Below are 10,484 nucleotides of genomic sequence, written 5' to 3'. Positions count from 1 at the left end.
CGACGACGGCCTGCTACATGGCTGCGTGTGGCAGGTCTTAAACAACTGAACTGGGCTAGCGAAGGAGTGGGGGCAACAGCAGCTGCGCTGGTAGACTTATCCACAGTTGCTGGTAACAAAATCAGCAATCCGCCCTGGGTCAAATTTCAATCGGCAGGGTGGGTCAATTTTCCATCAGCGCCAACACACTAAGCAACCATCAGAAAATTTTGACTGTACGCCAAAAAATTCGCATCTACCAGCATCTAAACAGGCGTTGTTGATTATCATAAAACACTGACACTGTATTATATAATCGTGCTTTTGTGTTATTTTTTTAATATTTACTGATTACGTACTTGCTTAACCACTCAGTTGCGCTAGAATTAATAGACGCGAAATTTAAATCTCTAATTTTCCAACACTTAGTAAAACCTCGTTTGCCATCCCACTACCATTGTAGGAGCAAATCAGGAGACATAAAAAATTAGCGGTAGCGTGCCTGGCCCTCTAGATAAGTATTGGAGACTGTAATGAAGTTTGAAAAGTCACAGACAGCAATCGACCACCTGACTCCCGAGCAACACCGAATTACCCAGGAGGCGGGCACCGAAAGGCCCTTCACGGGCGAGTACAACGACAACAAGGAGCCTGGCATCTACGTCGACATAGTGTCGGGAGAGCCACTGTTCGCTTCGACGGACAAGTTCGATTCGGGTACTGGCTGGCCCAGCTTCACCAAGCCGATCGTTTCGGCAAACGTGAACGAGGTGCGGGACAGCGCACACGGCATGGTCCGGACGGAGGTCAGGTCAGTACACGCAGACAGTCATCTCGGCCATGTGTTCCCCGATGGTCCTTCCGACCGCGGCGGTCTGCGGTACTGCATCAACTCAGCGTCCCTTCGCTTCATCCCGCGCGACGAGATGGAGTCCGAGGGATACGGTGAATATCTCGATCAAGTAGAGGAGGCTTAACATGCATCAGCGCGCTGTTCTCGCAGGAGGATGTTTCTGGGGCATGCAGGATCTGATCCGCAAGCGGCCCGGCATCATCTCGACCCGTGTGGGTTACACGGGCGGCGATATTCCGAACGCCACGTATCGTAATCACGGCACGCATGCCGAGGGGATCGAGATTGTCTTCGACCCGACAGTGACGAGCTACCGGAACATCCTGGAATTCTTCTTCCAGATCCACGATCCGACGACGCTGAACCGCCAGGGCAATGATCGTGGGCTCTCCTACCGGTCGGGCATCTATTATGTCGACGAGGAGCAGAAGCGCGTCGCCGAGGATACGATCGCCGATGTGGATGCCTCGGGGCTGTGGGATGGCAAAGTGGTGACCGAGGTCCAGCCGGTCGGCGAGTTCTGGGAGGCCGAGCCCGATCACCAGGATTATCTGGAGAAGCGCCCGGGCGGCTACACCTGCCACTTCGTCCGTCCCGGCTGGGTGCTTCCGAAGCGCCAAAAGGTTGACGACGTACAGCCAGCGGCCGGGACCGCGGCGGAATAGGCTTCACTGCCGTTGCCACTGCGCCGATCCGGTCCGCAATCTTCGTGACCGCGTCGTTCAGCGACGCGGTCATCGAACCCTACTTCAGAGTGACGGCTCGTTCCAGTCAGTCGCCATCGCAACACCAGGATCGCAGATTTATGCCAGACCTCTCGTCCTTTCCGATCACGCAGCGCTGGCCGGCATCTCATCCCGATCGCCTGCAACTCTACGCAGCCCCTACGCCCAATGGCGTCAAGGTCTCGATCATGCTTGAGGAGACTGGCCTGGCGTACGAGCCCCACCTGATCGACATCTCGAACAACGAGTCGAAGGATCCGGCGTTCGTGTCGCTGAACCCGAACGGACGCATACCGGCGATCATCGATCCGGCTGGCCCTGACGGTAGACCCATCGCCTTATGGGAATCCGGTGCGATCCTCCTCTATCTGGCCGACAAGACGGGTCAGTTCATCTCCACCGAACCAGGCCAGCGTTACGAGACCCTAGCGTGGGTGTTCTTTCAGATGTCGGCCATCGGGCCGATGTTCGGTCAGCTCGGCTTCTTCCTGCGATTTGGCGGCAAGGACTATGAGGACAAGCGGCCGCAACAGCGCTTTATCGACGAATCCACGCGTCTGCTGGGGATTCTGGATCGCCGGCTGGAAGGCCGCGACTGGATCGTCGACGACTATTCGATCGCGGACATCGCGACGCTCGGCTGGGTGAATGCGCTGGTGGAATTCTACGCTGCGGGTGACATCCTTGGCCTCAGCAGCTTTTCGAACGTCCGCGCATGGCTTGGACGCGGGCTGGCTCGACCGGCCGTCCAGCGTGGCCTCCACATTCCCGCGAGGCCAGCATGAGCATCATCGCCGCCTATTATTACAACGAAGGCAAGCGAGTTCGCGAAATCGCGCTCGATGAGCACGTCAAGTTGGGCGAGAGTCGCTCGGGCTTCTGCTGGATCGCGCTTAGCGAACCCACCCCCGAGGAACTACTCGCGATCCAAAGGACATATAATCTTCATCCGTTGGCGATCGACAACGCGATGCACCCGCTGTGCCCGCCCAAGCTCGAGGTCTACAACGATGAGTTGTACGTCGTCGCGCAGACCGCCGAGCTGGTCGGCGACCGGATCAGCTACGGCAAGATGGCGATCTTCACCGGTCACAATCACCTTATCACCGTGCGGCACGGCAATGCCGGAGCGCTGGGCAAACTTCGGGAGCAACTCGAGGCATCGCCGACGCAGTTCGGCAAGGGTGTCGACTATGTGCTGCACGCGATCTTGCATCGCGTGGTCGACCAGTATCTGCCCATCTTCGAAATGATCGAGGACGACGTCCTGGCGATGGAGCGACGGTCGCTGCACGATTTCCTCGGGCCAGAAGAGGTGGCGCGAATCTTCGAACTAAGGTCCGAACTCACGCGGTTCCAGCGCACGCTCGGGGCTATGGCCGAGCTGGTGCGAAAGCTCGTTCGCGGCCACTTTCCCTGCATCAGCGCCGAAATGACACCATATTTCCACGACGTCGCGGACCATGTCCACCGCGTGCAGTCCATGGTCGACGGCCTCCTGCTTGTCCTGTCCACGGTCTTTGAGGCCAGCAGCCTTCTTGAAGCGCAAAGGACGGGGGTGATCACCCGCCAGCTGGCGGCTTGGGCGGCAATACTGGCAGTCCCGACGGCGATCGCTGGAATATACGGCATGAACTTTAAGCACATGCCGGAGCTGGACACGGCCTACGGATACTTTGTCGTGCTCGGAGTGATAGCGATATCGTGCGTTTTCCTATTTGTGCGCTTCAAGAAGGCTAAGTGGCTGTGAATACTGCCCATCGTTTTCTTCGCCGTCATCTGACGGTTACAGCGGGCCTTATACGGAAGCTTGTCCAATCCAACTCAAGATGAAGGTGCGTCCATGACATAGCAGCTGACCGACGCTCTACAAGCAGTTCAGTCCTTCATCGCCAAGGGCTAAGACCGCGAATAGCGCGTCAAGGACAGCAATCTCGTCGATCTCGAGCCAGGATCAACCATCGGTCCGTGCGGCATCTGCGTCGACGCGGCGTTTCGCCTCGGAAGCGGTGATGATGGCGATAACGCCTCCACCCTCTACGCGATCACCGATCCGGCGACCGAGCATAAGGGCCTGTTGATCGACGTGTTCGATGAAATCTGCTACCGCGACCCAGTTCAAGAGTCGGGACCTCAATGTAGAAGAAGTTGACTAACGAGCATTCGCGTCATCCGATCAAGCAAGCTGGAGACATTTATGAAAGCCATTGGTTACAAGGTTCCGGGACCCATCGCCGCGGATGCCGCGCTGGTCGACATCAATCTGCCTCGGCCTGTCGCTGCAGGATACGATATCCTGGTTGAGGTGAAGGCCGTCTCGGTCAACCCGGTCGACTACAAGGTCCGCAACAGCACGCCGCCGGCAGATGGCGATTGGAAGGTGCTGGGATGGGATGCCGCCGGGATTGTGCGCGAGGTCGGCCCCGACGTCACGCAGTTCGAGTTAGGCGACGAGGTCTATTATGCCGGATCGATCACACGGCCCGGTACCAATGCGGAGTTCCATCTCGTCGACGCCCGGATTGTCGGTCACAAACCTGCGTCGCTCTCCTGGGGCGGAAGCGGCGGCGCTGCCGCTGACGACGTTGACGGCCTGGGAGGCGATGTTCGACCGCCTGGACGTGGCGAAGCCCGTACCCGGTGCGGCGGAGGCGATCCTCATCATCGGTGGCGCGGGCGGGGTTGGGTCGATCGCCGTCCAGATCGCGCGACAGCGCACGGACCTCACCGTCATCGCCACAGCCTCTCGACCGGAAACCCAAGAGTGGGTAAGAGGGCTTGGAGCTCACCACGTCATCGACCATTCTCGTCCGCTCGCGCCACAGATCGCCGAACTCGGCATCGGTGCTCCCGCTTTCGTCTTTTCGACCACACATACCGAGCAACATGTCGCCGACATCGCCGAACTGATCGCCCCACAAGGACGGTTCGGACTGATCGACGATCCCAAGGCATTCGATATCATGGTTTTCAAGCGCAAGGCGGTGTCGATCCACCACGAGCTGATGTTCACGCGGTCGATCTACGGCACGCCCGACATGAATGAGCAGGGCGAGATTCTGGATGCGATGGCAGCGCTGGTTGACGACGGCAAAATCCGCACGACGCTGACCCGGCGACTGTCGCCGATCAATGCCGCCAATCTGAAGACGGTGCATGCACTGATCGAAAGTGGCGCGGCTAAAGGCAAGATCGTCCTCGAAGGCTTCTAACGACCGCGATCGCCAAACATCTTGTCCAACCTCAAAAAGCCGAACGGGTTATGCCCCAGCGATGAGAATCCCATGACCAAATCTATTGCCACCGCCTCGATCAACCGCGAAACCGCAGTCGCCCTCATCGACGCGGCGCTCGCTGCGGCCCGTGCCATCGGCATCCCGGCTGCCGTCGCCGTCGTCGACGCCACCGGTAACCTGCGCGCGTTCGAGCGCACCGACGATGCGCCGTTCCTTACCGTCGATGTTGCCATCGACAAGGCCTGGAGTTCCGCCTCGTTTGGGTTCCCGACCCATGTCTGGAACGACTATGTGACCAACGATCCAAAAGTGGCGCCGCTAGCCTATCGCCCTCGGATGGTCGCTGTCGGCGGCGGTTATCCGATTCTGGAGGATGGGAAGTTGATCGGCGGCATAGGCATCTCCGGAGGCAACTATCAGCAGGATCAGGATGCGTGCGTCGAGGCACTCATGAAAATCGGGTTCCAGTTGCCAGCCTGACGACTGTGAGGCCATCACCGGTGGTAATGGCCAACAGATCCAACCTTTGAGAGGCCTAATGATGGAAGCGTTCGTCGTCTTTACGCGGGAAGAAACCAGCGACCCACATGCACTCGCAACCTATTCTGCAGGCGTCGGACCATCGTTCGATGGTCACGACGTTACCTTTCTCGCCGCTTATGGCGCGATCCAGCATTTGGAGGGGCCGCCCATCGAAGGGGCCGTAATCTTGCGTTTCCCGACGATGCAGGCCGCTCGCGACTGGTATGACAGTCCCGCCTACCAAACCATCGCTGCTCATCGCTTTGCCGGTTCCCGTTACCGCGCCTTTATCATTGAAGGGCGGCGGTGACATACCGACAGAAGCACTTCGGCGCTGACCACGAGGTATCGGCGTGTGAACTCGCATCTTGGGAATCTGTGGGGGGGACCAAGACAGCGGCGCTAGGGGCTCATATCGTCGATCGGATCAGAGAGTTGCTCGGCGAGAATGGGTTATCTATTGCCGAGCTGACGGAGCGGAGCCGCCCTCTCCCAACGGATTGATTCAATCGTTGACGCTCCTCCTATCCGGATCCGGGTTTTCGCACGCTGATCAACAGAGTTACAGCGCGCAACGCCTGTAGTGGGCATCAGGGGATGGGTGGCAATCAGGATGATTGCCCACCTTCCAACGATTAACCTTGCTCAAGTTGCTTCACTAGTCGCTCCGCGTCGAGATGGAAGTCCGAGAAAACAATGCTACCGCCAGCGTCGATAACCGTAAACCACGGAGTTCCTCGTGTGCGGTAGTCTTCCATGAAGGTTGGAAACGGCGAGCCGGTCGGTTGCTCGTCGTGACCGAAAACGATAGGAAGCTCATACTTGAGCTGGTTCACGCGCAACTTCTCGAAGGTATTCTCATGCGTTCCTTCGAAGACGGTCTGGATCACTGCGAACCCCACGTCTTTTGAGCTCAACGCTGCATGCAACTTTTGTAGCGTCGGAAACCCATGCAAATGGCAACCTTGGCACCAATGCTGGAAGGCAAACAAGATTTTCGGGCCGGGCCCGATATCTGACAGTTTGAACGGCGCGATACTTTCCCCATCTTTGCCAATCCATTTTTGCACCCGCAGCTCAGGCGCTTGTCGTTCGATCTCGTTCATCTGATCCTCCAACCCCGATACAGAAGCTTAGTGGATGATCGCGCGTCGCGACGGTGCGCGAACGTCCGACCTTATTTTCCCTATTTCCTGAAGCCAGAATAGATCAGATCGACATTTCGTCCTTAATATACTCAAGCTGCCGGCGAGCGCGAACTGGGCAACCATGCGCTGGTGAGCCTTGAGCTTTGCACGCTGCCCATCCGTTTGAGAGCGAACCTGCAACTTCCGCTCCGCATACCGCAGATCAGCGTACGCAGCCTTGGGGTTATCTACCCTATAGCCATTGGGTATTGGGAATCATGCTGGCCTGACGCTATGTTCGATACGCGATTTTTTACGATGATAGAGCATCTGTATCTGATTTTTAGTCGATTGGCTTATTCGGCGGATGTGCGGGCAAATGCTTTACGCAGAGTACTGAAATGAAGGCCGGCTTCGGTCTGCCGTATCGAGCAAGAGGGGTCACTATGGTCACCAGAGGTTTCACCGGTCGCGGTTCAGGCGACCAGTCCGATCGGATTCCGCCAGGTCAGCATCTGGTGGAGGATTTCCCTGTTCTGTCGGCCGGCCCTACGCCGAGGGTAGAGCCCTCCGACTGGAAATTCACAGTCAAAATTGGTCCGAAGCCCGTCAAAACGTGGAATTGGGGCGAATTCAACACTCTACCAAAGACCCAGGTGACAAAGGATATTCACTGCGTCACCTCTTGGTCCAAACTGGATACCGTTTGGGAGGGTGTACTCATTGAAGACATCCTTGCAGATGCAGAGCTTGATCGGCCTACCGATTTCGTCTTGGCGCACTGCTACGATAATTATTCGACAAACGTCCCTCTGACGGATCTGCTTTCCGGGAAAGCGATGGTCGCCCTCAGTTATGCGGGCAAGCCACTTTCCCGCGATCATGGGGGGCCGGCGCGTCTTCTAGTGCCGCACCTTTACTTCTGGAAATCCGCCAAATGGGTGAATGCGCTGCAATTCACGACGCGTGACGAGGCCGGCTTTTGGGAGCTGCACGGCTATCACATCTACGGCGATCCGTGGCGCGAACAACGATACACCCATGACTGAAAACGAAGCGCAAGTCCGTTCGTGGCAATCATGCGTGATCGACGACATCATCCAGCAAACACCGAGTATCAAGAGCTTCTTCCTTCGGTTGAGCAAGCCGTTCGCGCACACCGCAGGTCAGCACGTCGATATCCGGCTGACCGCGCCCGACGGCTACAGTGCAATGCGCAGCTACTCGATCGCGTCATCGGCAGTTTCGACCCCGATCGTCGAGATAGCTATCGAGCGCATGCCGGATGCCGAAGTTTCGCCGTTTTTTCACGACATCGCGGCGATTGGTGACGAAATCGAAGTTCGCGGTCCGCTCGGTGGCCATTTCCTTTGGCCTGAGCCTGCCATAGATCCGGTTCTGTTGATCGGGGGAGGCTCCGGCCTCGTGCCGTTGATGGCAATGATCCGGCAGCGCCGCGCATTGGCCCAAGCCGTTCCGACAGCGTTGCTCCTGTCCGCACGAACCGCCGAGGACGTTCTCTTCTCAGAAGAACTTCATTGCATCGAAATCAGCGATCCGGCGTTCGTCCTGGCGCTCGCGATTACGCGCGAGAAACCGGTTCGCGCATCGGACTTTGCGCGACGGATCGACGGCATGATGGTCCAAGAAATTCTAACCAGGCTTCAGGGAAAGCCGACGCAAGTGTTCGTCTGCGGGTCTAACGGATTCGTCAACATCGCAACCGATAGCGCGCTGCTGGCGGGCTTGGACGCCTCCATCATCAAGACGGAGCGCTACGGGGGCTAGCGGCGCGAGCTATCTCACGTCGCGCCGATCGTAGACGTGCGCCCTGGGAAGCTTTGGCGATCAACGTGAACCGTTTTGCCGAACACAGTCTTCGTACCCCCCGGCCTCTAGAACGCCTTCGCTCGCGATACCTGGCTCGACATCAAGCTCAATTTGAAAGTTCCTGCACTATCCGTCGTCCTGATATGCTCGACCAGCATGATGGGCGATTCGAGCGGGACCGCTTCCGTCCCAATCGAGGCTCGGTTACCTTAGAGCATCGGCTCGGCGCTACAGGAGGCGCGTGCGGCCTCTGCCTGGCGGTGAAAGCACTTTGGGCCATGTCGCCTGGATAGCGGCCAATCGTCAGCATCTGCTCCGATGTCGGCCAAGGTGCAGTCGCCATCTTTGAACGCCGCGAATTGGAGATCAACGCCATGACAGCGATCCGCGTGCAACTGCCGGAGATGCAATATGACAACTGATGTATTGCTGTACACCACGAATTGGTGCCCGTTCTGCCGCCGAGCGAAGGCGCTCCTCAAGGAAAAGGGCGTGCGATGGAAGGAGCTCGATATTGAGGCGGATCCGGCTCACCGGCAGGCCATGGCGGAAGCGTCGGGGCGAAGCTCCGTGCCGCAGATCTTCATCAATGGCACCCTTATCGGTGGCTCCGATGAGCTATTCGCGCTCGATGTCAGAGGCGAGCTCGACAAACTTCTCGGGCGCAACCCGCCTGCCACCTGAGGAGGTGCGGCTTGGGGCAGCCAGCCCGCGAGCCTTCGCCGGTTGATGAATACAAAAGGAGAGTCCGTTGGTCTCAGCCATCTGGAAAGACACTACTATCGCCACAAGCGACGAAACAGTCATCGTCGAGGGAAATCACTACTTCCCACCGTCAGGAGTCGACCTGAGCCTGCTTGAGATGAGCCCGCACACATCTGTCTGTCCGATCAAAGGCGCCGCGCGCTTCTTTCATGTTCGCGCGGGTGACGCGCTCAACGTGAACGCCGCTTGGACCTATCCCGCCCCCACTCCGGATGCCGAGGGTATCCGGGATTACATCGCTTTCTGGAAAGGCGTGGACGTTGCCTAGCAGACTGGACGGACGACTTCGCTGATAGCCATGCGGGCGCCGACATCTCAATTATCCTGCCCACCCCGGGCCTCGTCGGCTGCAGGAATCTGCCCGGCACCTTAGCGCGACCCGGCACTGGCGGTCTCGCACCCGCCGCGCCTCTGTTCTATCAATAAGGATGGATGACATGGAGCATTCCGAGTTCGATGCCGCTTTCGCGAAGCTTGCGGAGGGATACAGAGAAGGGACTTATGAAGGCCGGCGTTTCAGCTTGATCGTCCGGCGATCTGGGGACGGACGTCGCAACAGTCTGTTCGCCAGGGAGTTGGACGGGACTGACATTGTCAGCTTCAACCTCTTCCGCGTTACATCAGATAGGACATTGTTGAAGCCGTGCGAAATGTCCGCCGAAAAGGTCGTAGCGTTCGTGCTGGAGTTCCGACCGGACACCTGACGGGCAGAAGAAGATCCCGGCCAACCGGCGCGCCTGCGACGGCCGGCTATCTAAGGCTGCGCAAGCCTATAGCCGCAGCTCATTGCACTTCGTCTGGCGAGGAATTCAACATCGATACGTCGCCATCCGCGGGGATATCGGTACAGGCGCCCGTGTAAGCCAGATTGAGAAATCCTAAGCGATGACTAACACCAATGACGCCACCCTTCCGACACATTCTATTCTTGAGGAATGCACAGCGATGGCTGTCGTCAACGCTCTGAAGATTATTCTGAAGAACAGCTACGCGATCTACCTTAAGACAAAAAATGCCACTCGGGCGCATCCCGCCCCTACTTCAGGGACTTTCACTTGCTTCTCGCTCTGTCACTCACAGCATCGGCACGCCCATGACGCATGGTATCCAGGCCTCATAATTTTCCCATATAACCTTCTTGTCTTTTGCGCACCCAGAAAGACTCGAGGCTTTAACTGGACAGATGAGCCCTCGAGGGTAGTGTTCACCTGATTGGCTTTCTCATATCTGATGTTGATTCGCACAGTGTGCCAACCAGGTGATAGTTTCAAAAAACCTGCGCTTCAGAGCGAATTAGACGATCTTCGATAAGAGCGATCCGCCTCAAAATCCAAAACATCTAACATTGTCCTAGAGCCATATTTGTACCTAGTACTATGGCGCTCCCATTAACACATTTGATGATGCACAGAAAACTTAGCTCATGATAGCTTTCAGCTAACAGCTT

At 57.4% G+C, this 10,484-nt stretch carries 13 protein-coding genes and 1 pseudogene; 12 read left to right on the top strand and 2 right to left on the bottom strand.

From position 1 onward, the window contains the following. Positions 1 to 512: 512 nt before the first annotated feature. From msrB to C722_RS0100490, 4 genes are all read left to right on the top strand, one after another. A complete protein-coding gene (gene msrB, locus C722_RS0100505; RefSeq protein WP_003464965.1) occupies positions 513 to 956 on the top strand; it encodes a peptide-methionine (R)-S-oxide reductase MsrB in 444 nt (147 codons plus the stop codon). 1 nt (position 957) lies between these two features. Then, positions 958 to 1,497: a peptide-methionine (S)-S-oxide reductase MsrA gene (gene msrA / locus C722_RS0100500; RefSeq protein ID WP_003464967.1), complete on the top strand. Its 540-nt coding sequence runs from the start codon at positions 958 to 960 to the stop codon at positions 1,495 to 1,497. Between the two features lie 140 nt (positions 1,498 to 1,637). Further along, positions 1,638 to 2,342 (top strand): glutathione S-transferase N-terminal domain-containing protein, encoded by a 705-nt coding sequence (locus C722_RS0100495; RefSeq protein ID WP_003464969.1) that lies wholly within the window; start codon positions 1,638 to 1,640, stop codon positions 2,340 to 2,342. Then, positions 2,339 to 3,307, top strand: coding sequence for a magnesium and cobalt transport protein CorA (locus tag C722_RS0100490; RefSeq protein WP_003464971.1), 969 nt, complete (start codon positions 2,339 to 2,341; stop codon positions 3,305 to 3,307). Before C722_RS0100495 ends, C722_RS0100490 begins: the two co-directional genes overlap by 4 nt. A 204-nt stretch (positions 3,308 to 3,511) precedes the next feature. Here C722_RS0100490 and C722_RS26380 read toward each other — a convergent pair whose 3' ends face one another. Beyond that, positions 3,512 to 3,679, bottom strand: a complete 168-nt coding sequence (locus C722_RS26380; RefSeq protein WP_016487060.1) for a hypothetical protein — start codon at positions 3,677 to 3,679, stop codon at positions 3,512 to 3,514. A gap of 75 nt (positions 3,680 to 3,754) precedes the next feature. On the opposite strand from C722_RS26380, the pseudogene C722_RS24425 reads away from it, so the two are divergent. From C722_RS24425 to C722_RS0100475, 3 genes and pseudogenes are all read left to right on the top strand, one after another. Continuing rightward, positions 3,755 to 4,769: pseudogene (locus C722_RS24425) on the top strand (zinc-binding alcohol dehydrogenase family protein). Positions 4,770 to 4,841: 72 nt separating this feature from the next. Continuing rightward, positions 4,842 to 5,273 (top strand): heme-binding protein, encoded by a 432-nt coding sequence (locus C722_RS0100480; RefSeq protein ID WP_005006001.1) that lies wholly within the window; start codon positions 4,842 to 4,844, stop codon positions 5,271 to 5,273. A 58-nt stretch (positions 5,274 to 5,331) separates the two neighbouring features. Further along, complete coding sequence (locus C722_RS0100475; RefSeq protein WP_003464978.1) at positions 5,332 to 5,625, top strand: DUF1330 domain-containing protein; 294 nt, start codon at positions 5,332 to 5,334, stop codon at positions 5,623 to 5,625. 325 nt (positions 5,626 to 5,950) lie between these two features. Here the strand turns inward: C722_RS0100475 and C722_RS0100470 are convergent, their stop codons facing one another. Then, positions 5,951 to 6,421, bottom strand: coding sequence for a hypothetical protein (locus tag C722_RS0100470; RefSeq protein ID WP_003464979.1), 471 nt, complete (start codon positions 6,419 to 6,421; stop codon positions 5,951 to 5,953). Between the two features lie 467 nt (positions 6,422 to 6,888). Between C722_RS0100470 and C722_RS0100465 the strand changes: the two genes are divergently transcribed. The 5 genes from C722_RS0100465 (at position 6,889) to C722_RS0100445 (ending at position 9,741) form a co-directional block, all read left to right on the top strand. Further along, positions 6,889 to 7,491 carry a sulfite oxidase-like oxidoreductase gene (locus tag C722_RS0100465; protein ID WP_003464980.1) on the top strand — a complete coding sequence of 201 codons (603 nt, stop codon included), beginning with the start codon at positions 6,889 to 6,891 and terminating at the stop codon, positions 7,489 to 7,491. Continuing rightward, the gene (locus tag C722_RS0100460; RefSeq protein ID WP_002118292.1) at positions 7,484 to 8,230 is read left to right on the top strand and encodes a ferredoxin reductase; all 747 of its coding nucleotides are present in this window, start codon (positions 7,484 to 7,486) and stop codon (positions 8,228 to 8,230) included. Before C722_RS0100465 ends, C722_RS0100460 begins: the two co-directional genes overlap by 8 nt. Positions 8,231 to 8,683: 453 nt before the next feature. Continuing rightward, positions 8,684 to 8,956, top strand: a complete 273-nt coding sequence (gene grxC, locus C722_RS0100455) for a glutaredoxin 3 (protein WP_005005995.1) — start codon at positions 8,684 to 8,686, stop codon at positions 8,954 to 8,956. A gap of 67 nt (positions 8,957 to 9,023) precedes the next feature. Beyond that, on the top strand, positions 9,024 to 9,305 hold the full coding sequence (locus C722_RS0100450; protein ID WP_003464986.1) for a DUF427 domain-containing protein: 282 nt from the start codon (positions 9,024 to 9,026) through the stop codon (positions 9,303 to 9,305). 169 nt (positions 9,306 to 9,474) lie between these two features. Continuing rightward, positions 9,475 to 9,741: a hypothetical protein gene (locus tag C722_RS0100445; RefSeq protein WP_003464988.1), complete on the top strand. Its 267-nt coding sequence runs from the start codon at positions 9,475 to 9,477 to the stop codon at positions 9,739 to 9,741. The last annotated feature ends 743 nt before the right edge of the window (positions 9,742 to 10,484 follow it).

It is taken from the genome of Pseudomonas sp. 313 (genome assembly GCF_000316965.1).
Lineage (GTDB): Bacteria > Pseudomonadota > Gammaproteobacteria > Pseudomonadales > Pseudomonadaceae > Chryseomonas > Chryseomonas benzopyrenica.
Note: the sequence above shows the minus strand (reverse complement) of the source record. Positions and strands in the feature narration are given on the sequence as shown.

Coding starts and splice junctions, on each gene's coding strand:
- msrB (WP_003464965.1), top strand. CDS start 513: ATGAAGTTTGAAAAGTCACAGACAGCAATCGACCACCTGACTCCCGAG.
- msrA (WP_003464967.1), top strand. CDS start 958: ATGCATCAGCGCGCTGTTCTCGCAGGAGGATGTTTCTGGGGCATGCAG.
- C722_RS0100495 (WP_003464969.1), top strand. CDS start 1,638: ATGCCAGACCTCTCGTCCTTTCCGATCACGCAGCGCTGGCCGGCATCT.
- C722_RS0100490 (WP_003464971.1), top strand. CDS start 2,339: ATGAGCATCATCGCCGCCTATTATTACAACGAAGGCAAGCGAGTTCGC.
- C722_RS0100480 (WP_005006001.1), top strand. CDS start 4,842: ATGACCAAATCTATTGCCACCGCCTCGATCAACCGCGAAACCGCAGTC.
- C722_RS0100475 (WP_003464978.1), top strand. CDS start 5,332: ATGATGGAAGCGTTCGTCGTCTTTACGCGGGAAGAAACCAGCGACCCA.
- C722_RS0100470 (WP_003464979.1), bottom strand. CDS start 6,421: ATGAACGAGATCGAACGACAAGCGCCTGAGCTGCGGGTGCAAAAATGG.
- C722_RS0100465 (WP_003464980.1), top strand. CDS start 6,889: ATGGTCACCAGAGGTTTCACCGGTCGCGGTTCAGGCGACCAGTCCGAT.
- C722_RS0100460 (WP_002118292.1), top strand. CDS start 7,484: ATGACTGAAAACGAAGCGCAAGTCCGTTCGTGGCAATCATGCGTGATC.
- grxC (WP_005005995.1), top strand. CDS start 8,684: ATGACAACTGATGTATTGCTGTACACCACGAATTGGTGCCCGTTCTGC.
- C722_RS0100445 (WP_003464988.1), top strand. CDS start 9,475: ATGGAGCATTCCGAGTTCGATGCCGCTTTCGCGAAGCTTGCGGAGGGA.